General features: G+C 72.0%; 17 protein-coding genes. 4 read left to right on the top strand and 13 right to left on the bottom strand.

Annotation, left to right across the window (positions count from 1 at the left end; translation table 11 throughout):
• Positions 1 to 3,108, bottom strand: coding sequence for an alpha-mannosidase (locus tag ACGFYV_RS14890; protein ID WP_393878775.1), 3,108 nt, complete (start codon positions 3,106 to 3,108; stop codon positions 1 to 3).
• A 196-nt stretch (positions 3,109 to 3,304) separates the two neighbouring features.
• Complete coding sequence (locus ACGFYV_RS14885; protein ID WP_393878774.1) at positions 3,305 to 4,561, bottom strand: glycosyl hydrolase; 1,257 nt, start codon at positions 4,559 to 4,561, stop codon at positions 3,305 to 3,307.
• Positions 4,562 to 4,869: 308 nt separating this feature from the next.
• On the opposite strand from ACGFYV_RS14885, the gene ACGFYV_RS14880 reads away from it, so the two are divergent.
• Positions 4,870 to 6,222, top strand: coding sequence for an amidase (locus ACGFYV_RS14880; protein ID WP_393878773.1), 1,353 nt, complete (start codon positions 4,870 to 4,872; stop codon positions 6,220 to 6,222).
• A gap of 223 nt (positions 6,223 to 6,445) precedes the next feature.
• Here ACGFYV_RS14880 and ACGFYV_RS14875 read toward each other — a convergent pair whose 3' ends face one another.
• Positions 6,446 to 6,619 (bottom strand): hypothetical protein, encoded by a 174-nt coding sequence (locus tag ACGFYV_RS14875; RefSeq protein WP_393878772.1) that lies wholly within the window; start codon positions 6,617 to 6,619, stop codon positions 6,446 to 6,448.
• Positions 6,620 to 7,110: 491 nt separating this feature from the next.
• On the opposite strand from ACGFYV_RS14875, the gene ACGFYV_RS14870 reads away from it, so the two are divergent.
• Complete coding sequence (locus tag ACGFYV_RS14870; RefSeq protein WP_393878771.1) at positions 7,111 to 7,527, top strand: hypothetical protein; 417 nt, start codon at positions 7,111 to 7,113, stop codon at positions 7,525 to 7,527.
• Positions 7,528 to 7,605: 78 nt separating this feature from the next.
• Here the strand turns inward: ACGFYV_RS14870 and ACGFYV_RS14865 are convergent, their stop codons facing one another.
• From ACGFYV_RS14865 to ACGFYV_RS14840, 6 genes are all read right to left on the bottom strand, one after another.
• Positions 7,606 to 9,099, bottom strand: coding sequence for an SDR family NAD(P)-dependent oxidoreductase (locus tag ACGFYV_RS14865; protein WP_393878770.1), 1,494 nt, complete (start codon positions 9,097 to 9,099; stop codon positions 7,606 to 7,608).
• A gap of 379 nt (positions 9,100 to 9,478) precedes the next feature.
• The gene (locus ACGFYV_RS14860; protein ID WP_393878769.1) at positions 9,479 to 10,810 is read right to left on the bottom strand and encodes a wax ester/triacylglycerol synthase family O-acyltransferase; all 1,332 of its coding nucleotides are present in this window, start codon (positions 10,808 to 10,810) and stop codon (positions 9,479 to 9,481) included.
• A gap of 148 nt (positions 10,811 to 10,958) precedes the next feature.
• Positions 10,959 to 13,280: a GH92 family glycosyl hydrolase gene (locus ACGFYV_RS14855; protein ID WP_393878768.1), complete on the bottom strand. Its 2,322-nt coding sequence runs from the start codon at positions 13,278 to 13,280 to the stop codon at positions 10,959 to 10,961.
• 134 nt (positions 13,281 to 13,414) lie between these two features.
• Positions 13,415 to 14,635 (bottom strand): glucose-1-phosphate adenylyltransferase, encoded by a 1,221-nt coding sequence (glgC, locus tag ACGFYV_RS14850; protein ID WP_393878767.1) that lies wholly within the window; start codon positions 14,633 to 14,635, stop codon positions 13,415 to 13,417.
• 51 nt (positions 14,636 to 14,686) lie between these two features.
• Complete coding sequence (gene glgA, locus ACGFYV_RS14845; protein ID WP_393878766.1) at positions 14,687 to 15,847, bottom strand: glycogen synthase; 1,161 nt, start codon at positions 15,845 to 15,847, stop codon at positions 14,687 to 14,689.
• 40 nt (positions 15,848 to 15,887) lie between these two features.
• Positions 15,888 to 16,637, bottom strand: a complete 750-nt coding sequence (locus ACGFYV_RS14840) for a (2Fe-2S)-binding protein (RefSeq protein WP_393878835.1) — start codon at positions 16,635 to 16,637, stop codon at positions 15,888 to 15,890.
• Positions 16,638 to 16,865: 228 nt separating this feature from the next.
• On the opposite strand from ACGFYV_RS14840, the gene ACGFYV_RS14835 reads away from it, so the two are divergent.
• Positions 16,866 to 18,191, top strand: coding sequence for a DMT family transporter (locus tag ACGFYV_RS14835; RefSeq protein ID WP_393878765.1), 1,326 nt, complete (start codon positions 16,866 to 16,868; stop codon positions 18,189 to 18,191).
• On the opposite strand, the gene ACGFYV_RS14830 is transcribed toward ACGFYV_RS14835, so the two are convergent.
• Entirely contained in the window at positions 18,161 to 19,135 is a 975-nt protein-coding gene (locus ACGFYV_RS14830; protein ID WP_393878764.1) for a peptidoglycan DD-metalloendopeptidase family protein, read from the bottom strand. The genes ACGFYV_RS14835 and ACGFYV_RS14830 overlap by 31 nt on opposite strands.
• A gap of 325 nt (positions 19,136 to 19,460) precedes the next feature.
• Between ACGFYV_RS14830 and gndA the strand changes: the two genes are divergently transcribed.
• Complete coding sequence (gene gndA / locus ACGFYV_RS14825) at positions 19,461 to 20,900, top strand: NADP-dependent phosphogluconate dehydrogenase (protein ID WP_393878763.1); 1,440 nt, start codon at positions 19,461 to 19,463, stop codon at positions 20,898 to 20,900.
• 677 nt (positions 20,901 to 21,577) lie between these two features.
• Here the strand turns inward: gndA and ACGFYV_RS14820 are convergent.
• The 3 genes from ACGFYV_RS14820 to ACGFYV_RS14810 all read right to left on the bottom strand — a co-directional run bounded on the left by ACGFYV_RS14820 (position 21,578) and on the right by ACGFYV_RS14810 (position 23,004).
• Positions 21,578 to 21,922 (bottom strand): GNAT family N-acetyltransferase, encoded by a 345-nt coding sequence (locus ACGFYV_RS14820; RefSeq protein WP_393878762.1) that lies wholly within the window; start codon positions 21,920 to 21,922, stop codon positions 21,578 to 21,580.
• Positions 21,923 to 21,954: 32 nt separating this feature from the next.
• Complete coding sequence (panD, locus tag ACGFYV_RS14815) at positions 21,955 to 22,374, bottom strand: aspartate 1-decarboxylase (RefSeq protein ID WP_393878761.1); 420 nt, start codon at positions 22,372 to 22,374, stop codon at positions 21,955 to 21,957.
• Between the two features lie 183 nt (positions 22,375 to 22,557).
• On the bottom strand, positions 22,558 to 23,004 hold the full coding sequence (locus ACGFYV_RS14810; RefSeq protein ID WP_393878760.1) for a hypothetical protein: 447 nt from the start codon (positions 23,002 to 23,004) through the stop codon (positions 22,558 to 22,560).
• Between the last annotated feature and the right edge of the window lie 76 nt (positions 23,005 to 23,080).

Raw genomic sequence — 23,080 nt, 5'->3', positions numbered from 1 at the left:
TCAGGCCTGCCGCAGCCGCAGCGTCATCAGCTGGAACGGCCGCAGGCGTACGGCGATCCGCGCACCCTCCCGCTCCTCCCGCGCCACCCGTTCGCCCCGCTCCTCCCGTTCGCCCCGCTCCTCCCGTTCCTCCCGCGCCACCCACTCCACCCGCTCCCCCGCCCTGTCCGGGCGTTCCAGCAGGTCGGTCACCTGGACGTCGGCGACCGCGAAGCCGGCCGTGAGGGTGGCGCGGGCCCGGCCGCCGTGGGCCTCGTGGAAGCGGACGACCACGTCACCGCTGCCGTCGTCGGCGAGCTTCACGGCCGTGACCACGACCGCGTCGTCGTCCACGGTGACCAGCGGGGCGACCTCGCGGGCGCCGGTGGTGCGCCGCTGCGGCAGGTTGATCCGCCAGCCCTCGCGGACCGCGTCGGCGATCCCGGCACCCGGGATCAGGGCGTGCCGGAAGCGGTGGACGCCCTGGTCGGTCTCGGGGTCCGGGAAGCGGGGGGCGCGCAGGAGAGAGGCCCGGACCGTCGTCGTCGTACCCCGGTCGCCGTCGGTGCGGACGGTGCGGGTCACGTCGTGGCCGTACGTCGAGTCGTTGACGACCGCCACGCCCCAGCCCGGTTCGGCCAGATGGACGAAGCGGTGGTTGCAGGCCTCGAACTTGGCCCACTCCCATGAGGTGTTGGTGTGGGTGGGCCGGTGGACGTGCCCGAACTGGGTCTCGGACGCGTACCGTTCGGCGTGCAGGTCGAGCGGGAAGGCCAGCTTGAGGAACTTCTCCGTCTCGTGCCAGTCGACCTCGGTGTCGATGTCCAGCCTCCGCTCCCCCGCCGGCAGCGACAGCACCTGGGTGACGCGCGAGGCGCCGAAGGACCGGACGATCCGCACCGACGCCCCGTCCTCGCCGCCGCTGATCTCGCCGACGCTGACCTCGTCGGCCTCCGTGAGGTCGGTGACAGTGTTGCGGTAGAAGGCGTCGACGTCCCAGGCGTCCCACATGTTCGGGAAGTCCGGGTGCAGTTGGAGGAGGTTGCCCGCGCTGCCGGGGGCGATCGTCTCGCGGTCGGCGGCGTGGTCGTACGCGGAGACGACGAGGCCCCGGGCGTCGATCTCGATCCGCAGCAGTCCGTTGTCCAGGACGTGTCCGCCGCCAGGTCGGGGCGCGAGGGTCGTGCGGCCGTCGGTCACCGCGCGGCCGGCGCCGCCCGCCGCGATGCCCGCGCGGGCGTGCGGGGCGGAGTTGAAGACGAGCGGCTCGTCGCCCTCGCCGGCCAGGGCGCGCTGGGCGGCCTGCGTGATCGCGGTCAGCTCGGCGGCCACGCGGTCGTAGGTCGCGCGCGCCTCCCGGTGCACCCAGGCGATCGACGAGCCGGGCAGGATGTCGTGGAACTGGTGGAGCAGGACCGTCTTCCAGATGCGGTCCAACTCCTCGTACGGGTAGGGGAATCCGGTGCGCACGGCGGCCGTCGCCGCCCACAGCTCCGCCTCCCGCAGCAGGTGTTCGCTGCGGCGGTTGCCCTGCTTGGTCCTCGCCTGGCTGGTGAGGGTGGCGCGGTGCAGTTCGAGGTAGAGCTCGCCGACCCAGACGGGCGGATCGGGGTACTCGGCCTGGGCCTTCTCGAAGAAGGCGCGCGGGGTCTCCCAGACGACGGTCGCCGAGCCTTCGAGGTCGCGCAGCCGGGCCGCCTTGGCGACCATCTCACGGGTCGTGCCGCCGCCTCCGTCGCCCCAGCCGGAGGGGGCGAGCGAGTGCCGCGCCCGGCCCTTGTCCCGGAAGTTCCGTGCCGCGTGGGCGATCTCGCTGCCCTTCATGGAGCAGTTGTAGGTGTCGACGGGCGGGAAGTGCGTGAAGACGCGGGTGCCGTCGATGCCCTCCCACTGGAAGGTGTGGTGCGGGAACTTGTTGGTCTGCGACCAGGAGATCTTCTGTGTCAGCAGCCACTTGGAACCGGCCGCCCTGATGATCTGCGGCAGGCCGGCGGCGAAGCCGAAGGTGTCCGGCAGCCAGGCCTCCTCGTTCTCGATGCCGAACTCGTCGAGGAAGAACCGCTTGCCGTGCACGAACTGCCGTGCCATCGCCTCCGAGCCTGGCATGTTGGTGTCCGACTCCACCCACATCCCGCCGGCCGGCACGAACCTCCCCTCCGCCACGGCCTTCTTCACCCGTGCCCACACCTCGGGCCGGTGCTCCTTCACCCACGCCCACTGCTGGGCCTGCGACATGGCGAAGACGAAGTCCGGCTCGTCCTCGATGAGCGCGGTCATGTTGGACGTCGTACGGGCCACCTTGCGCACCGTCTCGCGCAGCGGCCACAGCCACGCCGAGTCGATGTGCGCGTGGCCGACGGCGCTGATCCGGTGGGCGGACGGCACGGCGGGCGCCGACAGCACCCCGGTGAGCTGCTCCCGGGCCCGTTCCGCCGAGCCGTTGACGTCCTGGAGGTCGACGGCGTCCAGCGCCCGTTCGATCGCCCGCAGGATGTCCCAGCGGCGCGCCGAGTCCGCCGGCAGCTCGGCCATCAGCTCGCCGAGGACTTCGAGGTCGAGCATCAGGTGCCACACGGTCTCGTCGAAGAGGGCGAGGTCCATGCGGGTCAGCGTGTACTGCGGCTCGTGCCCGGCGGTGTCCTTGTCGCCGAGCGGGGTGGGCCGGAAGGGGGGGTAGCCGAGGATGACCGGGTTGGAGGCGGCCTCGACGTGCAGGCGCACCTCCTCCCCGCCCTCGACGGGCGCGCCGACGCGCACCCACTGGTTGCGCGGGTTGAGGCCCTTCACCGGGGTGCCGTCGGGCCGGTAGACCAGGCCCTCGCACTGGAATCCGGGCATGTTCTCGTCGAAGCCCAGGTCGAGCAGGGCCTCGACGGTCTTCCCGGCCCACGTCCCGGGCACGGTCCCGGTCACCCGGAACCAGCTGGTGCCCCACGGAGCACCCCACCGCGCCCCCACCTCGATCGGCTCGGGCTCGGCCGCGAGGCCCTCCTCGACCGGGACCGGCTCGCCCGGCGCGTGCCACACCGCGACCCGCAGCGGCACGGACTCGGGGTACACGGCGGGACGGATGCGTTCGTCGAGGACGCGCCGGAGGCGTGCTTCGACCAGATTGCGGTCGTCATGCATGCGGAGTGCTCCCTGCTGGGTCTGCGGGGTGATCAGGGGGTTGGGGGGCAGGGGGTGGGCCTGCGGGGTGGTAACGGGTGGTTACCGGCTATGGGTGACGGTCACCGGAGTCGACGAGGCGCTGTACAGCTCCCCCACGGCACGCGCGTCGAACCGTGCGGCCGTCTCTCCTCACTGTCTCTCCTGTCCGGCGGGTTCACGAGCGCGCGCCTATGTGGGGGACGGCGAGCACCTGTTCGGGGGTGACGACCTCCGTGATGCCGCGGGCGGCGAGGTGTTCCTTGTCGTCCGCGCGGGTGTCGAGGACGGTGGTGGGGCGGGCGCCGTCGGCGACGAGCCGGAAGCAGGCGTCGAAGACGGGACCGCCGGGGGCGCACAGGGTGCGGTGGGCCGGGTCGGCGGGCACGACGAGGGCGGTGCCGCGCACCGCGGGTGCCTCATGAGGTGCGCGAGCCGCGTCGGCCAGTACGCGCGCGATGTCCTTGGGGCGCCGGTCGTCGGTCAACAGGCCCAGGCCGTATTCGAGTTCGGGGAAGTCGGCCAGGTCGCGGGAGACGTCGTAGGAGCACCACCAGGTGATGCCCCACAGGTCGGGGCAGTCCAGGACGTGGCGGACGGTCGCCTCGGCGAAGGCGGCGGCGTGCTCGGGGGGCACGAGGGGCGCGGGCGCGCCGACCTCCTGGAGCCACACGGGCCGGTGGGGTTCCTCGGCCCAGGCCTTGCTGAGTTCGACCAGGTAGGCGGCGTGGTGCTCGGCCGGTACGGAGGTGCGGCCGTGCCGCTGGCCTGTGCCGTTGAAGATCCAGGAGTGCACGGCGGTGACGTCGCCGAGGCGGGCCGAGTGGCCGGGGGTGAAGGGCTGGTCGTCCTGGTACCAGGCGGCGTCGTACGAGGCGTGCAGGTGCAGCCGGTCCGGGGCGCCCTCGGCGCGCGCGGCGAGCAGCCGGGTCAGCCATCGCTCGGCCTCCTCCGGTGTGATCCGGTCGGGGTCGGGGTGCGGTCCGGCGGCGAACTGGTTGACCTCGTTGCCGACGGTCATGCCGATGAAGCCCGGCCGGTCGGCGAGGGCGGCGGCGAGGGTGCGCAGGTAGGCGGCCTGGCCGTCGACCACGTCGGGGTCGGTGAAGAGGTTGCGCCGGTGCCGGGTGCGGGTCCAGGCGGGCAGGAAGTCGAAGCTGCTCACATGGCCCTGCAGGCCGTCCACGTTGACGTCCAGGCCGCGTTCGGCTGCCGCGTCGGCGAGGGCGACGCGCTGGTCGACGGCGCGGGGGCGGATCAGGGTGCGGTTGGGCTGGAAACAGGGCCAGAGCGGGAAGACGCGGATGTGGTCGAGGCCGAGGGCGGCGATCGCGTCGAGGTCGGCGCGTACGGAGTCGAGGTCGAAGTCGAGCCAGTGGTGGAACCACCCCTCGCTGGGGGTGTAGTTGACGCCGAAGCGCACGGCAGGGGGCATGCGGTGTTCTCACTCCTCACGGACGGGGACGGGGACGGAAACGGGGCTCAGCCCGGCATCGAGCAGAGTTCCGCCCACGTAGTCCTTCCCGCCTGCCACCCCTGAACGCCCGCACACACTCCGCGCACCTGCCTCTCGACGTGCCGCGCCCGACCGTGCACAGTTCTCCCTACGCGTTCGGTCATACCGGCGAGTAGCCTCCAGCGGCCGAACGCCCAGGCCGGGACACGGCGACCAGACACGGCGACCAGACCCGGCGACGGGACACCACGACGAGACGCCACGACGAGACACAGCGAGGAGTGCCTGTGAGCAGCTGGGCCGGACGGAGTGCCGCCGAGATCGCCGCGGCCGTACGCGAGAAGCGGGTCACTCCGCGCGAGGTCGTCGCGGAGCACCTCGCGCGGATCGAGCGGCTGGACGGCCGGGTGGGGGCGTTCCGCATGGTGCGGGCCGAGGCGGCGCTCGCGGAGGCGGACGAGGTCGGGGCGCGGGGCGATCTGGGTGAACTGCCCCTGGCGGGCGTTCCGTTGGCGGTGAAGGACAACGTGGCGGTGCGCGGTGAGGCCCTGCGCATCGGCTCGGCCGCGACGCCGGACACTCCGGTGGGCGAGGACCATGTGACGGTGGCACGGCTGCGGGCGGCCGGCGCGGTGGTCGTGGGGCTGACGAACGTGCCCGAGCTGTGCGTCTTCGGCACCACGGAGGGGGTCCACGGCACGGCCCGCAATCCGTGGGACCTCTCCCGTACGGCGGGCGGCTCGTCCGGCGGCAGCGCGGCGGCGGTGGCGGCGGGCCTGGTGCCGCTCGCGCTCGGCAACGACGGGATGGGCTCGCTGCGCATCCCGGCGGCCAACTGCGGACTGGTCACTCTGAAGCCGGGGCACGGGGTGGTGCCGGCGGGGATCGGGAACGGCGACTGGTTCGGGATGGCGGAGAACGGTCCGCTGGCCACGACGGTCGAGGACCTGCGGCTGATGCTGTCGGTCCTCGCGGACACCGGGTTCGTACGACGTGAGGAGCGAGAGCGGCGGAAGATCGCCGTCGGTCTGCGCAGCCCGCTCGCCGGGGTGAGCGTGAGCAGGCCGTACGCGACCGCGGTCCGTCAGGCCGCCGGAGTGCTGGCCGGTGCCGGGCACCGGGTCCGGCGGGCCGAGCCGCCCTATCCCCTCTCACTGGGCGTGACGTCGCTGCGGCACTGGACGGCGGGTACGGCGGTGGACGCGGAGGGTCTCGATCCGGCGCTGCTGGCCCGGCGGACCCGGGTGCACGCGGCCGTGGGCCGGCGCTTCGTGCGGACCGTGCGCGACGGGGACGGGCGCGAGCGGCTGCGCGAGCGGCTGACCCCGTTCTTCACCGAGTACGACGTCCTGCTCACCCCGGCCCTCGCGCGCCGCTCCCCCAAGGCGGGGCCCTGGCACGAGCGGGGCTGGCTGCGCAACATCCTGGCGAACACGGCGTACTCACCGTTCACCCCGCCGTGGAACCTGACGGGCTGGCCCGCGATGGCGGTCCCGTTCGGCACGCTGCCGTCCGGCGCGCCCTGCGCGGTGCAACTGGTCGGCCGTCCCGGCACGGAGGCCGGCCTGCTGGACCTCGCGGAGGAACTGGCCGAGCTGCGCCCGTGGCGGCGGTCGGCGCCCATGGCGGACGGGGTCTAGGGTCCGCGCCGGGCCTGGCGGGCTCATTCAGAGGGCGCGGGCCGCTTCCTGCGGGGTGTCGGGGTCCCAGGCGCAGGTCTCGGCGGCTGCGACGATCCGGTGCCGATCCGGTGTCACAAGCGCCGGATCCGCGGCCGGTCCCCGGCCGCGGCTTCTGTGATCAGCATGGGCGCGACCCTGTCACGCCCATGCTCGCGGCGATCGCGACGGTCCGGCCCGCGGGTCAGTCCACGCTCGGCAGGATGTGGGGTTCGGCGAGGTCGTCCTCGTATCCCGCCAGGCGGATCGGGGCGGACCGGGCCCACACGTCGAGGCTGCCCAGTTCGTCCGGGCGGCGGCGCGCGCTGTCGACGCGTTCCTTGGGGCCCTTTTCGCGATTCGTCTTCTCCAGTGTCACCGCGCACTCCTTATGTGTCGGTCACCCTCGGGGCCGGCCGGGCAGCTTGCGCTCCGGCACTCGTCACCCGCTCGGGTCTGTATAGGCCAGTTCGGGCGCGGTGGCGCCGGTACTTCATGTCGGAGCAGGCCGTTGTCGACCGGCTCACCCCGGGACGGACGATGGGTGTGGGTGGGACCCCGTGTTGCTGTCCGTCCCTACCAGGGTAACCAAATGAGCGGGCACCCGCTCGATCGGGAGTGCAAACAAGACGTAACTATCGCGCGGCAAATCGCCCAGTAATGTCCTCTAATATGCTGCTATTTACCATAAAGTGCATCACCTGCCCACCGGGCAAATCACCCACTCGGCCTCACCGCCGCGCATGTGTCCTCGATCCGATGAGAGCCGGTTCACCGGACGCGGCGCAGTTCAAGTGCCGTTGGCCGGGTCGCAAGCTCGCCATGATCTGGTGACATGCGGTAACGGCTGTCTCGCGGAGGGACTGACGCATGGAGCTGCGCAGCGTCGAGGAGCTGATGGATCTGATGGATCTGATGTACGCCGGCCGGCACCAGCACGCGCTGCGGACCGCCGCGCTGCTGCGCCGCAGCCGGCCCGCCGACAAGGAACTCCAGGTGGCCGGCCTGGTCCGCGGCCTCGGCCCGGCGCCGCACCCGGCGTCGCACCCGACCGACGAGCCGTCCGGGGCCCAGGACGCGGCCGAGGCGGTACGGGCACTGCTCGGGGAACGGGTGTTCCGGCTGGTCCGCGGGGACGGCGGCCCCGCGGACGACGATCAGCTCCGCCTGTATCAGGCCGCGGAGGAGGGCCGCGCCGGGGGCTTCGACGCGGGCGTGCTGGAGGACTGGCGCACGGTCCTGGAGCTGGTCGCGGCCCGCAACTCACGCCTCGGCGCGGTCGACTGACCTCCGCGCCCCGGCTCCCCGCCGTCACGCCAGGTCACGTCACGTCACGCACGTCACACCACGTGACCCACCAGGACGTCACCACTTGCCCGGCGCGTAGTCCTTCATGAAGACGCCGTACAGGTCGTCGCCCGCCTCGCCGCGCACGATCGGGTCGTAGACGCGGGCGGCGCCGTCGACCAGGTCGAGCGGGGCGTGGAAGCCCTCCTCGGCGAGGCGCAGCTTGTCGAAGTGCGGACGCTCGTCGGTGATCCAGCCGGTGTCGACCGAGGTCATGAGGATGCCGTCGGTGTCGAACATCTCCTGGGCGCTGGTCCGCGTGACCATGTTCATGGCAGCCTTCGCGGCGTTGGTGTTCGGGTGCCCGGCGCCCTTGTAACCGCGGCCGAAGACGCCCTCCATCGCCGAGACGTTCACGACGTACGCCCGCCCGCTGTCCGCCTTCTTCGCGGCGTCGGCCATGGCGGGGCGCAGCTTGCTGATCAGGATGAACGGCGCGGTGTAGTTGCACAGCTGGGTCTCGAGCAATTCCACCGGCGAGATCTGCTCGATGGTCTGGACCCAGGTGTTGGACTCGACGACGTCGGGGACGAGGCCGCCGGCGTCGATGGCGGTGCCGTCGAGGTGCCGGGCGACGCTGGCGTTGCCCGCGACGAGGGCGAGGTCGGCGACCTTCTGCGCGTCCAGGCCGCTGGTGCCGAGCGGCAGCGCGGCGATGCCGTCGACGGCGCCGGAGTTGAAGGCACCGATCACCTGGTGGGCGGGCAGTTCCCCGGCGGGCAGCGGAGCGCTCTCGCCGTCGACCAGGGCGGCGTACGCGGAGGGCAGGCGGCGCACGGTCTGGGTCGCGTTGTTGATCAGGATGTCGAGCGGGCCCGCCTCGGCGACCTGGTCGGCGAGGGCGACGGCCTGCGCGGGATCGCGCAGGTCGATGCCGACGACCTCCAGCCGGTGGATCCAGTCCGCCGAGTCCTCCATCGCCTTGAACCGGCGGATGGCGTCCTTGGGGAAGCGCGTGGTGACGGTGGTGTGGGCGCCGTCGCGCAGCAGCCGCAGGGCGATGTACATGCCGATCTTGGCGCGGCCGCCGGTGAGCAGGGCGCGCTTGCCGGTGAGGTCGGCGCGGGCGTCGCGCTTGGCGCGGTTCGTGCGGGCGCAGTCCGGGCAGAGCTGGTGGTAGAAGTAGTCGACCTCGACGTAGCGGCCCTTGCAGGTGTAGCAGGAGCGCGGGCGCTGGAGTATGCCCGCGATCTTGCCTTCGTCGACCTTGGAGGAGGGCAGGATGCCCTCGGTCTCGTCGTCGATGCGCTCGGCGGAGCCGGTCGCGGTGGCTTCGGTGACCATCTTGTCGTGGGCGGTCTTGGCGGCCCGGCGTTCCTGACGGCGACGCTGCTTGACCGTCCGGTAGATCGCCGAGGTGGCCCGGCGTACCGCGATCGCGTCGGGGTGGTCGACCTCGATCCGGTCCAGTTCCTCCAGCACGCTCAGGCAGACGGCCAGGCGCTCGGGGTCGATCCCCGGTCCGTAGACCACCTCGTCCATGGCCATGGAGCCGTCGTCTGTCACCGTCATCGCGCTGCCGCTTCCCTGAGTCACTCCCGCAGCGCGCCGACTTGCGCCTGCTGTCGAACAGGGAATTTTACGGAGCGGGGGCCTTCCGGCCAAAACGCGATTTCGTGGGGGGGATGTGATCTCCGTCGGCGAGCGCGAACCTCTCACGGCTGATCACGCCCACACAGCCAAGCCACATATCAACACAGCCCCGCCCCCACCGACGCCATGAACCCGCCACCGGCCCGCAAGCCGCCGACGGTGATCACGCCCCACGGGGGCCACCCGCACCCGACGACGAAAGCTGTACGGGTGGTGCGGGTGGGAAAACCGGACCCGGCCGGAGGCCGGGTGTCCCCCCACCTACCCGCACCCACCCGCACCCACGGAACCTCACACCTCACACCTCACAAGCCACCACCAACCCCCGCACCTCATCCCTCACAGCCCGCGCAAACACATCAAGGTCCGGCACAGCCTCCGCATCGGCGACCAGCCCATAGTGCACACGCCCCCGGTACGTGGAGATCGCCACCGCCAGCGCCTGCCCCGGCGCGAGCGGCGCTAAGGGATACACCTCGCTGAGCTGATGCCCACCGAGCCTCAGCCCCAGCCCCGGCAGGGGCACGCTGGTGACCAGGATGTCGAACCAGAGCCGCGCGGCCTGCCCCACCAGGGGCCCGCCGATCCGGTGCCCGAGCGCCGGCACATGATCGGCGAGCAGCGCCACCGCCCCCGCACCCCGGTTCGGCCCCGCGTCCTTGTTGCGGATCATGGCCGTACGGACGGTGTCGAGCCGGCGGAACGGATCGGCGTCGTCGACGGGAAGCCGTATCAGGTACCCGGAGAGCCGGTTGCCCTGTGGCTGGGCGCCCCGCGGGCGGCGCCGGGACACGGGGATGAGGGCGCGGGGCACGACCCCTTCCGTGCTGTCGCCGCGCTCCTCCAGCCAGCGCCGCAGCGCGCCGGCGACGACCGCGATGAGCACGTCGTTGACGGTGCCCCCGACCGTCTTGCGGACCCGGTGCACGTCGTCGATGTCGAGGACGACACCGGCGGTGCGCCGGGTTCCGCTGGGCGCGGAGGTCAGCGCCGACGAGGGGCGCATGCCGAGGGTGGAGCGGGCGAGCGAGGCGCCGATGTCCATGGCCCGGCCCGCGTCGGACAGGGCGCCCCGGACCAGGCCGGGCACGCGGCCGGGCAGTCTGCGCACCTCGGACAGCAGGTCGCGGGGCGGTTCGACGGCGCGCGGGCCGCGCTCGGGCAGGTCCACGGGGTCGAGGACGCCGGCCGCCAGCTTCAGCGCGCGCAGCCCGTCGGCGAGGGCGTGGTGGAACTTGAACAGCACGGCGAAGGAGACGCCGTCCTCGCCGGGCAGCACGTGTGCCTCCCACGGTGGCCGGCCGCGCTCCAGCGGACGCTCCATCAGCCGGCCCGCGACCGCCTGGAAGTCGGAGGTGGGGGCGTGCAGGCGCACGTGGTTGAGGGGATCGAAGTCCGGGTCGCTCTCGCGTGTGGCGCCGCCGAACGCGAGCGGCTGCCAGACGTCCCGGATGCGCATGCGCAGGCCCGGCACGGCGGCGGCGCGGGCGGCGAGCAGGTCGGCGGCGTGGGCACCCGCGGTCGGCGAGTGCGTGGCGAAGACGCCGAGCGCGCCGAGGTGCATCGGGTACCGGTCGGACTCCATGTTCCAGAACGCAAGGTCGAGCGGAGCGAGCAGGTCGGAAGTCAAGGGCTTGCCTCGCACATCGACGACGGGGTGGACCAGCAGTCAATCCCCGATAGGCAATTACGGTCAAGTACGATCGCGCTACGCACAGTTAACAGCAGATTAAGACCCGCCCCCACCGAAAGGGGCGGGACTCGTGGGACTCCTGAGGTCATCTCAGGACGGGGGGCGCCGCCGAGGGTGACGTACCCCACTCCGACGGGCGCGGGCCGACCGTGAAACCGAGCGTGCGCAGGGAGCGCAGCGCGGCCGTCGTCAGGTAGGTCCGCGCGTGCGGTGTCCCGTCCGCCCGGACGGCCTGGACGTAGCGTTCGCTCGCCGAGGTGCCGGGCGCGGTGACGGTGAACCCGCCGCTCGGCCAGAAGCGGCGGTCCAGGGTGAGGTCGACGCGGTCGAAGACCGGGGTGGACAGGCCCCAGGTGTCGTAGCCGGGCTGGATCGGGAAGAGGCCGATCGAGGACAGCACGTTCCAGGCGGACATGGTGCCGAGGTCGTCGTTGCCGGTCATGCCGGTGGGGCCGTCCGTGAACAGGGTCAGCGCCGCGTGCACCACGTCCGTGGTCTTCCAGGGCTGGCCGGTGGCCAGGTAGGTGTAGGGCGCGATGAGGTCGGGCTCGTTCATCGGGTTGTACGTGGCGGCGTTGTAGTAGTCGTACGCGTTCCCGTGCACCCACACCTCGCGTGCGGTCCGGCCGGGGGCGGCGAGCAGCCGGTCGTAGGCGAAGAACGCGTCGAGGCGGTCGTTCGCGGCGCGCTCGCCGCCGATGAGGCGGACCATGCCCGGCAGGTCCTGCGGCACCAGCCACTGGTACTGCCAGGCGGTGCCCTCGTGGAAGCCGATGCCGCGGGCGGGGTCGGCCGAGCCGGTGAAGGCGCCGGAGAAGTCCCGGGCGCGGAAGAAGCCGATGGAGGGGTCGAAGATGTTCCGGTAGTTCTGCGCGCGGACGGCGTAGCGGGCGGCGTCGGCGGTGTGTCCGAGGCCGCGGGCCATCTGGGCGAGCATCGCGTCGGCGAGGGCGTACTCCAGGGTGACGGAGGCGCCGTGGTGGTAGTCGGAGTCGCCCATCTTGGCGTAGGGGCGGTCCTTGTCGTAGGGGGCGAAGCCGTGCGCGAGGTACTCGGCGTTGGCCTCGCGTCCGATTCCCGGGTTGTCGGCGGGCGGCACGCCGTCGGCGTTCTTCTTCAACGCCCGGTAGGCGCGTTCCTCGAAGCCCTTGAGCAGGCCGGCGTGGTAGGCGGTGGTCAGGAAGGGGGTGACGGGGTCGCCGCTCATGATGTTCGTCTCGACCGTGCCGTAGCCCCACTTGGGCAGCCAGCCGCCGTCCTCGTCGACCTTGACCACCGACAGCGCCATGTCACGGGCCTCGCGCGGCGCGAGCAGGGCGAGCAGTTGGGCCTGGGTGCGGTAGGTGTCCCACAGCGACCAGTTCTGGTAGTACGTGAACCCGTTCGCGTGGTGGATACGGCGGTCCCAGCCGGTGTAGCGGCCGTCGGCGTCGCTGCCGATGTTGGGCGCGAGGAACGAGCGGTACAGCGACGAGTAGAACGTCCGGCGCCGTTCCGGATCCCCGCCCTGGACGCGCACGCCGGCGAGCCGGCGCTCCCACTGCGCGCGTGCGCGCTCGCGCACGGCGTCGAAGGACCGGCCTCCCTCCGCGCGCAGGTTGGCGTCGGCGCCGGCCGCGTCGACGTACGACAGCGCGGTGGTCGCCTCGACCGTACGGTCGCCGGTCGTGTCGAAGCGGACGTAGGCGCCGCCGCTCCCGTTGCGGGCGCCCGGGGTGACGGTGGACCCGTCCCAGGTGCCGTAGGCCGTGAAGGGCCGGTCGAAGCGGGTGGTCGTGTAGACCGTGTAGGGGCCGGTGTCGCGGCAGAAGCCGTGTCCGGTGATGCCGGTGCGCACGGTGTGGTCATCGAGGATCTCGACGGAGCTGGCGACCGGCTTGTGCAGCGACTGGGCCGCGTTCAGCAGGACGTTGGCCTTGTCGGTGGCCGGGAAGGTGTAGCGCTGCACCCCGGTGCGTTCGGTCGCGGTCAGTTCGGCGCGGATGCCGGAGTCGAGGCCGACACGGTAGTAGCCGGGGCTCGCCTGTTCGTTCGCGTGCGAGAAGGACGCCGCGTACGTGGCGTCGTCCGTCCGGGTGATGTCGCCGGTGGTGGGCAGCACGGGCAGGTCGCCGCCGATGCGGCAGCCGACGCCCGAGAGGTGGACCAGGGAGAAGCCGCGGATGCGGTGCTGGGTGTAGTCGTAGCCCGTGCTGTGCCCGGTGTCCGGGGACAGTTGCACCATGCCGAAGGGCACGGCGGCGCCGGGGAAGGTGTTGCCCTCGTTCTGGCTCCCGATGAACGGGTTGACCAGGTCGGTGAGGTGGCCGTCGAGCCGCTCGGCGGCGCCTGCGGCGGGGGTGGCGGCCAGCGCGGACGCCGCCATCACCCCGGCCAGGCACAGCCGTGTGCACCGGGTCCCTCTCATCTCGGATGACCTCCGAAGGTTCGACATCGTTGCCTGCATCGTGCGGGGCGAACGACGTGAACTCGGGCATCCTGGGCGGAATGTGTCGGCGCGTCGCGCAAGCCACCGCCCCTGAGGGCGACGGAACACCCCGGTCAGAGGACCCGGCGGCCCTTGCCCAGGGCGATCACTCCCCCCTCGGAGACGGTGTACAGCTCGGTGTCCCGCTCCGGGTTGACGCCGATCGTGGCGCCCGGCGGGACCTCGACGTTCTTGTCCAGGACGGCGCCGCGGACGATGGCGCCGCGGCCTATGTGGACGTTGTCGTGCAGCACCGAACCCTGCACGACCGCGCCCGGGTCGACCAGGACCCCGGGGGACAGCACGGACCGGCTGACCTGACCGCGGATCAGGCAGCCCGCGCTGATGATCGACTCGCTGGCGATGCCGCCGGCGTTGAACCGGGCCGGGGAGAGCTGGTTGGAGTGGGTGTAGATGGGCCACTGGCGGTTGTAGAGGTTGAAGGCGGGGCGTTCGGCGATGAGGTCCATGTGGGCCTCGTAGTAGGCGTCCAGGGTGCCGACGTCGCGCCAGTAGCCCTTGTCACGGCTGGTCTCACCGGGCACGTGGTTGGCGCTGAAGTCGTACAGCTGTGCCTCGCCGCGGCTGGTCAGCTGGGGCAGGATCGAACCGCCCATGTCGTGCACGGACTCCGCGTCCTCGGCGTCCCGTTGCAGCGACTCGACCAGGGCCTTGGTGGTGAAGATGTAGTTGCCCATCGAGGCGTACACGCACTCCGGGTCGTCCGCAAGGCCGGGCGGGTCGGCCGGCTTCTCCAGGAACCGCTCGACCGTGTAGCCGTCCGATCCCGGGGTGATCACCCCGAAGGCGGAGGACTCCGAGCGCGGCACGCGGATCCCGGCGACCGTGACCCCCGCGCCGTTCTCCATGTGCTGCTGGAGCATCTGCCGCGGGTCCATGCGGTAGACGTGGTCGGCGCCGAACACCGCGACGTAGTCGGGCTGTTCGTCGTACACCAGGTTCAGGGACTGCAGGATCGCGTCGGCGCTGCCCAGGTACCAGCGGGGGCCGAGGCGCTGCTGGGCCGGGACCGGCGTGACGTAGTTGCCGAGCAGGCTGGACATCCGCCAGGTGGTGGTGATGTGCCGGTCCAGCGAGTGCGACTTGTACTGGGTCAGCACGCAGATGCGCAGGACGTCGGCGTTGACGAGGTTGGAGAGGACGAAGTCGACGAGGCGGTAGGTGCCGCCGAAGGTGACCGCTGGTTTCGCGCGGTCTGTGGTCAGGGGCATCAGGCGTTTGCCCTCGCCCCCCGCCAGCACGATTCCGAGTACCGACGGTCCCCCACGACGCATGGTCGCTCCCCTCAACCTGGTTTGAGGCATGATTGCCCAGAGCAGACGGGCCTAAGCCTGCTTGAGTATCTCCTCATACAGCCCGGCCGTGCGCCGGGCCACGGCGTCCCAGCCGAACTCGCCCGCCGCGCGCCGCCGTCCGGCCTCACCCATCCGCCGGGCCCGCTCCGGATCGGCGAGTACGTCGTCCAGGGCGCGGGCGAGGTTCGTCTCGAAGACGCCGTGGTCGTCGTCCACGTCGACGAGCAGACCGGTACGGCCTTCCTCGACGACCTCGGGGATCCCGCCGACCCGGGAGGCCACGACCGGAGTGCCGCAGGCCATCGCCTCCAGATTGACGATGCCGAGGGGTTCGTACACCGAGGGGCACACGAACACCGCCGCGTGCGTGAGGAGCTGGACGACCTCCGCGCGCGGCAGCATCTGCGGGATCCAGAGCACGCCCGCGCGCACGCGGCTCAGCTCCTCGTACAGCTCGCGGAACTCCCGGTCGATCTCCGGGGTGTCCGGCGCGCCCGCGCACAGCACGACCTGGGCGGCGGGATCGATGTCCCGTACGGCGCGCAGCAGATGGGGCACGCCCTTCTGGCGGGTGATCCGGCCGACGAACAGGACGTACGGCCGGTCCGGGTCGACGCCGTGCCGCACGAGGGCGTCGGCGGCGTGGTCGGGCCGGTAGAGGGTGGTGTCGATGCCGTTGTGCACGACGTGGACCCGCGCCGGGTCCAGGGCCGGGTAGCAGGCGAGGATGTCCTCGCGCATGGCCCCCGACACGGCGATCACCGCGTCCGCGGCCTCGATCGCGGTGCGCTCGGCCCAGCTCGACAGCGCGTATCCGCCGCCGAGTTGCTCGGCCTTCCAGGGGCGCAGCGGCTCCAGCGAGTGGGCGGTCACCACGTGCGGGACGCCGTACAGGAGCCCCGCGAGGTGGCCGGCGAGATTGGCGTACCAGGTGTGGGAGTGGACGAGTTCGCAGCCTTCGAGGGCGGCGGCGACGGAGAGGTCCACGGAGAAGGTGCGCAGCGCGTCGTTGGCACCGTCCAGGGCGGGCCAGGGGCGGTGGCGTACGACACCGGGGCCGCGGCCCTCGCCCCAGGTGTGCACCTCCAGGTCCACGAGGGAGGCCAGTTCACGGGCGAGGAACTCCACATGGACACCGGCGCCGCCGTACACGTCCGGGGGGTACTCCCGGGTCAGCAGTCCCACTCGCACCCTACAACCCCTTTGTTCCGGCGGCAGATTCCCTTCATGGTCACCCAGATGCGGCCCGCGGGGAAGAGCCAGGTGGCCGGGTGAAGCAGCAGTCGCCGCAGACTCCCCCGCCGGGGACGCGGTAGTACAGGCAGCAGCTGCGGCGCCGGAACGCCGTACCGGTGCGGGTGCCGGTGGCGCGCAGGAGGGGGTGGGCGAAGAGGTCGCGGGCGAGCGCGGCGGACCGCTCCGCGACGTCGGTACGGCCGTGCGCGCGGGCCCAGCGGTCCAGTTCCCGGGCCGCGCCGGCGAGTGCCGAGCCGGCGTTGCCCCACAGCATCCCGGAGGCGACCCCGTACCGGGATGTCAGGGCTTCCCTTAGGGGCTCCAGATGGGCGTGCAGCACGGTGTCGAGGAGTGTGGCCGCGTTCCCGGGCAGCGGTCGCACCGCGGTCAGCCACAGCTCGTCGGGCAGGGGCGCCGAGACGTCCCAGCGCAGCAGGCGCGGTTCGAGGCCCGGCACGCGGCCGTACAGCGCGGCGCTCCCCAGGGCCACCGACCACAGGCGCGCGGCCAGGCCTTGCTGGGCGAGGGAGGCGGCCACGCGGGGTTCTGCGGTCCGGAGCCGGTCCGCGATCACCGCCACACGGGAGGCCATCGCGTTTCCGGGGGCGCCCGATGCCAGGGTCTCGTACGTCTGCGCGAGGGTGGGCAGAGCGGCGACGGCCGGCCCGTTTCCTGCTGCGGTCGTCCGCAGGACGAAGAAGCCACCCAGGGGGTGGAGAGCGGCGAGTTGGGGGTCGAGGTCCACGAACAGCACTAGTACCAGGCCCGATCGTCCTTCCCGGCTCAGGGTCTCCACCCCGGGTCACCCCTCTTGGGGATGATCGGGGGGCCGTCCTACTCCATCGGCAGTAGGACGCATTGCGTGCTCAGGTACGACGACTGGAAGAGTCCGAGCGGGCAGAGTGTTGACCATGGAAGCCGTCCGTACGCCGCACCGGGTCCCATGGGCCCGCCTCCCGCAGAGGATCAGCTGATGAGCGCCCTCGCGCTGTCCGTGGTGCTGTCGTTCGTCTCCGCCCTCGCCTACGCGGGCGGGGCGATCGTGCAGGAGCAGGTCGCGGTGTCCTGCCCCGACGAGCAGTACGCGCCGCTGCGCCGGCCGAGCTGGTGGGCGGCGCTGGGACTGAACGGACTCGGCGGCCTGCTGCACGTCGTGGCGCTCGCCTACGGCCCGCTCAGCCTCGTGCAGCCGCTGGGCGCGCTGACCATCGTCTTCGCCCTGCCCATGGCGGCGCTGTTCGTCGGCCGCAAGGCCGGGGCGACCGCCTGGCGGGGCGCCATCATGGCCACGGCGGGCCTCGCCGGCCTGCTGTCCCTGGTCGGCTCCGACGAGGCGCACTCCCTGGACACGGCCCAGCGGGTGGCCGTCGCGCTGGTCACCGGCGGTGCCGTCGTGGCACTGATGGCCGCGGGCCGGGCCGCGCACCGGCACCCGGCGGTGCGCAGCGTACTGCTCGCCACCGGCTCCGGCATAGCCTTCGGCATGTCGTCGGTGTTCACCAAGGCCGTCGCCGTCGACTGGAGCAACGGGATCGGCCTCGGCGACCTGCCCTCCCTGGCCGTGATCGGCGTCTTCGCGGTCGCCGGCATCATGCTGTCCCAGGCCTCCTACCGGGGCGGCGGCCTCGCCGCGCCGCTGGCCACGCTGACCGTCGTCAACCCGGTGCTGGCCGCCGCGGTCGGCATCCTGATGTTCGGCGAGACGTTCCGCTACGGCACCACGGGCACGGTGCTCGCGCTGGGCTGCGGTGTGGTGGCAGCGGGCGGACTGATCCTGCTGACGACGGAACGGCTGGAGGACACCGCGGATCCGGCCGAGGACGGCGCCACCGAGCCGGCGCTCACCACCGAGCCGGCGCTCACCACCGAGCCGGTGCTCGCGGCCGAGCCTGCGCGCGCGGTCGAGCCGACGCTCACGGCTGAGCCGGCGGTGGCCGTGCCCCGGCAGCGCGCGGGGGCGCGAACCGAGTTGGAGGGGGCCGTCGTGGAAGGGGTCGCCCTGGAGGCGGCCGTCACGGACGGGGTCGTCACGGACGGGGTCGTCGCGGGCAGGGTCGTCGCGGAGGAGACCGGGGAGATCCTGGACGGGCCCGACGGCGCGGAGCTGCCGCTCCTGGACGACGCGCTCTGGGCAGGGGCCTGGACGGGAACGTGGGCCGGAGGCTGGGCGGGGCAGTCGGCTCCGCACGCCGATCCGGCGTCGTACGTCCCGCTCTCCGCGAGCATCCCGGTGCCGCTCGCCCTGCTGGACCGGCACCGGGCGGCACGTCAGATGGTGACGCCGCCGGCCCGGAGGTAGGCGATCGGATCGATGTCGGAACCGAAATCGGGCCCCGTCCGCACCTCGAAGTGCAGATGCGGGCCCGTGACGTTTCCGGTCGCCCCGGACCGGCCGATGCGCAGGCCCGCGGACACGCGCTGCCCGGCCCGCACCGAGATCGCGGACAGGTGGGCGTACTGCGTGTAGCGGCCGTCGGCGTGCCGGATGACCACCTGGTAGCCGTACGACCCTCCCCAGCCGGCGGCCACCACGTGACCGGCCGCCGCGGCCCGGACGGAGGTGCCGGTCGGCACGAGGAAGTCGATGCCGGTGTGGTAGCCCTTCGACCAGTGCGCGCCGGCCACGTGGTAGCCGGTGCCGATCGCGGCGTGCACGGGGGCGACGAGGGCGTGGCTGCCGGTGGACTTCGTCGAGTGCGGGGAGGTTCGGTGGCCCGTGGGGCTCTTGTGCTGGTCGTGGCTCTTGCTCTGCTCGTGGCCCTTGCCCTGGTCGTGGCCCTGGCTCTGTTCGTGGCTCTTCTTCCCGGTGGGAGCCTTCTTCCGCGCGGGCGGGGCGGCGGGGGTGCGCAGGCTGAGGTGCTGGCCGGGGAGGATGAGGTCGGGATCGGCGCCGACGGTCGTCCGGTTGGCCGCGTACAGCCGGTGCCAGCCGCCCCGGACGTCGTGGTCGTCGGCGATACCGGAGAGGGTGTCGCCGCGCACCACGGTGTACATCTCGGCGCGGCCCGCACGGGACTGCGGTGTGGTCTGCGGCCGCACGTCCCGCACCGAGGCCGTCGTCGCCGTGCGTGGTGCGACGCTGTCCGTGTTCATACTCACCGCCGTCGTGCCCCCGGGGTGGATCTCCGGGCCGGCGACAGCGGCCAGGGGGATCGCGAGGCCGGCGCCGCCCGCCGTGACGGTCAGTGAGGCGCGGTTGATCCTGTTCGGCTGGTACCGGCGGTGCCGGCCGCGTACGGCCATGTCCGAATCCCCTCGGCATGCGTCAGGAGCGCAAAAGTAAGCGCGGGGACAGGCCATGACAAGAGAGGAAACCGGCCGTATGTCACGGCCAAGTGCCCCGGACATGGCCGCTCTTGGCCGGTCGGCCCGCGCACTCGCGCACACTGGGGCGAGCGGTGCCTTCCGTCCGTGGTCAAGCGTGGCGGGTCGGAAGTGCGTTCGCCGTGGCGGCACGTCAGGATGGGCCGTGGGCTCGCACCGACGGAGCCACAGCACGAGGCAGGGTCACGAGGCAGCTGCAGCCACGACGCGGCTGTCGTCACGAGGCAGCATGGGAGCAGGCGGTATGAGCACTTCAGCGCAGATCGGCGTCACGGGCCTGGCGGTCATGGGCCGCAACCTCGCCCGGAACTTCGCGCGCAACGGGTACACGGTCGCCGTGCACAACCGTACGGCGTCGAAGACGCGGGCGCTGGTGGAGGAGTTCGGGAACGAGGGGGACTTCGTGCCGGCCGAGACCGCCAAGGAGTTCGTGGCGGCCCTGGAACGCCCCCGCCGGCTGGTCATCATGGTCAAGGCGGGCGGCCCGACGGACGCGGTGATCGAGGAGTTCGCGCCGCTGCTGGAGCCCGGCGACATGATCATCGACGGTGGCAACGCGCACTTCGCGGACACCCGGCGCCGTGAGAAGGAGCTGCGCGAGCAGGGCATCCACTTCGTCGGCACCGGCATCTCCGGCGGTGAGGAGGGCGCGCTGCACGGGCCGAGCATCATGCCGGGCGGCTCGGCGGAGTCGTACGCCTCCCTCGGCCCGATGCTGGAGAAGATCTCCGCGAAGGCGCCCGACGGTGCGCCCTGCGTGACCCATGTGGGCCCCGACGGTGCCGGGCACTTCGTGAAGATGGTCCACAACGGCATCGAGTACGCCGACATGCAGCTGATCGGCGAGGCGTACCAGCTGCTGCGCGACGTCGCCGGGTACTCCCCCGCCGAGATCGCGGACATCTTCCGCACCTGGAACCGGGGGCGGCTCGACTCCTACCTGATCGAGATCACGGCCGAGGTGCTGTCCCATGTGGACGCGGCGACCGGGAAGCCGTTCGTGGACGTGGTCGTCGACCAGGCCGAGCAGAAGGGCACCGGCCGCTGGACGGTCCAGATCGCCCTTGACCTGGGCGTACCGGTGTCGGGCATCGCGGAGGCGGTGTTCGCCCGCTCCCTGTCCGGGCACGCGGCCCTGCGGGAGGCCTCGCACGGGCTGGCCGGTCCGACGCCGGAGCCGCTGGGCGAGGCGGAGCGGGGGGCGTTCGCCGACAAGGTGGAGCAGGCGCTGTACGCCTCCAAGATCGTGTCCTACACGCAGGGCTTCCACGAGATCGCCGCGGGCAGCGAGGAGTACGACTGGGACATCGACCTCGGCAAGATCGCCTCGATCTGGCGGGGCGGCTGCATCATCCGCGCGGCCTTCCTCGACCGTATCCGCGCCGCGTACGACGCCCGGCCGGACCTGCCGAGCCTGCTGTCCGACGAGACGTTCGCCTCGGAGATCGGTGCGGCGCAGGACGACTGGCGCGAGGTGCTGACCGCGGCGATCCGGCAGGGTGTGCCGACGCCGGGGTTCGCGGCGGCGCTGGCGTACTACGACGCGTTGCGTGCGGAGCGGTTGCCTGCGGCGCTTACGCAGGGGCAGCGGGACTTCTTCGGGGCGCACACGTATCGGAGGGTGGATCGGGAGGGGGCGTTCCACACGTTGTGGGGTGGGGACCGTCGGGAGGTTTCGGCGTAGGGGGTTTGTTCTGGGTGCCTAGTGGGGGGGGTGGGGAGCTGTGGGGTGGCGGGTGCGGGTGTGTTGTGGCTGGTCGCGCAGTTCCCCGCGCCCCCTTTAGGGCGATGCGGCTCGCGGTGATGTGGGGGTGGGGCGGGGCTGTCGGCCGGTGGGTGGGTGCCGGTGCGTTGTGGGTCGTCGCGCAGTTCCCCGCGCCCCCTTTAGGGCGATGCGGCTCGCGGTGATGTGGGGGTGGGGCGGGGGATGCTGGGCGGCCCGTGTGGGTTTGTTGTGGCTGGTCGCGCAGTTTCTCGCGCCCCTTTCGGGGCGCTGATGCCCTGTGCCCCTTTCGGGCTCCGTGGCCTTTTTCAGGGGGGTGGGGTGAGGGGTGGGCCTGGTTCTGGGGTGGGGGTGGGGTCGGGGTTTGGGGGGATTGGGGAGGGTGGGGGTTCCGGTGGTGCCGGGGGTGGGGGTTCTGGGGGTTCTGGGGGTTGGGGGGATGGTTCGGGGGGTGGGACCGGGGTGGGGTAGGGGTCCGGTGGGGTGGGGCCCGGGGTGGGGGGTGGGCCCGGGGATGCGGGGTCGGGGTATGGGGTCGTCATCAGGACCTCCGGGCAGTCGCCGGGCAGGTGGCGTCGCCTCTGGATACCTCCCGACTACCCGGCGTTCGCACGGCCACTCACGGCCGGCCGGGGCGCTCAGAAGCGGTCGGGTTGGGCGCGCAGCCAGTTCCTCGCGGCGGTGAGGAGTTCCGGGGCGGCGGGCGGGGCCGCTTCGGGGTGGCGGTTCGCCCATGTGACGACGTAGGAGCACAGCGGGGCGACCTGGACGCCCTCGCGCTCGGCGATGGCGTAGAGCTCGCGGGTCAGTGAACCGGCGATGCCCTTGCCCTCGTGGGCGGGCTCCACGAGGGTGTGGACCGCGACCAGGGCGCGCGCGGGCGACTCGAGGACGAAGTACTCGATGTGTCCGACGACCTCGCCGTCGCCGACGGCCTCCAGGCGGCCGGCCGCACGGTCGTCACGGATCTCGATGTCGCTCATGGCCACGCACGCTCCTGGTCGTCGGCAGCCGGTCAGGCTCGTACGGCCTGCGGGCTGCGCTCCTGGTCCGAACCGGGCACCGGCTCGGACGGGTCCGCGCCGAGAGCCACGATCCTGTTGTCGCGGTCCACGTGCACGACCCGCGGCCGCAGCTCCCGCGCCTCGGCGTCGGTGAACTGAGCGTAGCTGATGATGATCACCAGGTCCCCGGGGTGCACGAGGTGGGCCGCCGCCCCGTTGATCCCGATCACTCCGGAGCCGCGCTCGCCCTCGATGACGTACGTCTCCAGGCGGGCGCCGTTGGTGATGTCGACGATGTGGACCAGCTCTCCGGGCAGCAGGTCGGCGGCGTCGAGAAGGTCCGCGTCGATGGTCACCGATCCCACGTAGTGCAGGTCGGCCTGGGTGACGGTGGCGCGGTGGATCTTGGACTTGAACAGAGTACGAAGCATTCAGAACTCCCGAAATTCGCTCCCTGCCTGCTTTCTGCAGGTCAAGGGCTGTTGTCCAAAGCTACAACGGCTCTCTCGTCGGCTGGCACCCCGTAGCCCTCGTCCGAGCCACAGGGATTGCTCCCCGACTCCGACCAGCAATCAGACTATGGATCGCGGTGCCGGAGCGAAGCGAGATCTGCATCACGTGGCACCCACGTCACGCCCGTCGTGTCCAGGCGTTCGCAGACGCGGCAGCCCATACCGATCGGTGAGGCGTTCGATGTCGTACCGGACTTCTTCGGCGGCCCCGTAATCGTGGCACTGGTGCTGGATCGCCTCACCCACCGTCGGGTCGTGGACGATCGGCAGCAGCTCCGGCAGGTGGTCCCGGAGGACCTTGAAATAGAGGGTCTCGTTGTGGTCGTGCAACTGGCTCAGGTACAGGTTCTTGGCGAGAGTGCCGTCCTGGGCCCGAAGTTGGCGATAGGCCCGCTGGGCCTGCTGCTCCAGTGTGAGGACGGCTGCCGGGAGACGTCCGGTCAGGCCCAGCGCGTCGCGTTCGGTCTGGGTGAAGGCCGTGCCGTGATTTCGGAGCGGGTCCCGCAGGACGTCAGGAGCAGCCGCCGTTCTCCTGTTGCCCGTCGTCATGGTCAAACTCCTCACCTCGGTAAGCAGTTGTGTTCAACGGGTCCATCCTGGGGACGGGCAGCGGATGCCACATCAG

The organism is Streptomyces sp. NPDC048297 (assembly GCF_043201585.1).
Lineage (GTDB): Bacteria > Actinomycetota > Actinomycetes > Streptomycetales > Streptomycetaceae > Streptomyces.
The sequence above is the reverse complement of the archived record's forward strand: the minus strand, read 5'-3'. Positions and strand labels throughout refer to the sequence as shown.

Coding starts and splice junctions, on each gene's coding strand:
- ACGFYV_RS14890 (WP_393878775.1), bottom strand. CDS start 3,108: ATGCATGACGACCGCAATCTGGTCGAAGCACGCCTCCGGCGCGTCCTC.
- ACGFYV_RS14885 (WP_393878774.1), bottom strand. CDS start 4,561: ATGCCCCCTGCCGTGCGCTTCGGCGTCAACTACACCCCCAGCGAGGGG.
- ACGFYV_RS14870 (WP_393878771.1), top strand. CDS start 7,111: ATGGAGCTGCGCAGCGTCGAGGAGCTGATGGATCTGATGGATCTGATG.
- ACGFYV_RS14865 (WP_393878770.1), bottom strand. CDS start 9,099: ATGACGGTGACAGACGACGGCTCCATGGCCATGGACGAGGTGGTCTAC.
- ACGFYV_RS14855 (WP_393878768.1), bottom strand. CDS start 13,280: ATGAGAGGGACCCGGTGCACACGGCTGTGCCTGGCCGGGGTGATGGCG.
- glgC (WP_393878767.1), bottom strand. CDS start 14,635: ATGCGTCGTGGGGGACCGTCGGTACTCGGAATCGTGCTGGCGGGGGGC.
- ACGFYV_RS14835 (WP_393878765.1), top strand. CDS start 16,866: ATGAGCGCCCTCGCGCTGTCCGTGGTGCTGTCGTTCGTCTCCGCCCTC.
- ACGFYV_RS14830 (WP_393878764.1), bottom strand. CDS start 19,135: ATGGCCGTACGCGGCCGGCACCGCCGGTACCAGCCGAACAGGATCAAC.
- gndA (WP_393878763.1), top strand. CDS start 19,461: ATGAGCACTTCAGCGCAGATCGGCGTCACGGGCCTGGCGGTCATGGGC.
- ACGFYV_RS14820 (WP_393878762.1), bottom strand. CDS start 21,922: ATGAGCGACATCGAGATCCGTGACGACCGTGCGGCCGGCCGCCTGGAG.
- panD (WP_393878761.1), bottom strand. CDS start 22,374: ATGCTTCGTACTCTGTTCAAGTCCAAGATCCACCGCGCCACCGTCACC.
- ACGFYV_RS14810 (WP_393878760.1), bottom strand. CDS start 23,004: ATGACGACGGGCAACAGGAGAACGGCGGCTGCTCCTGACGTCCTGCGG.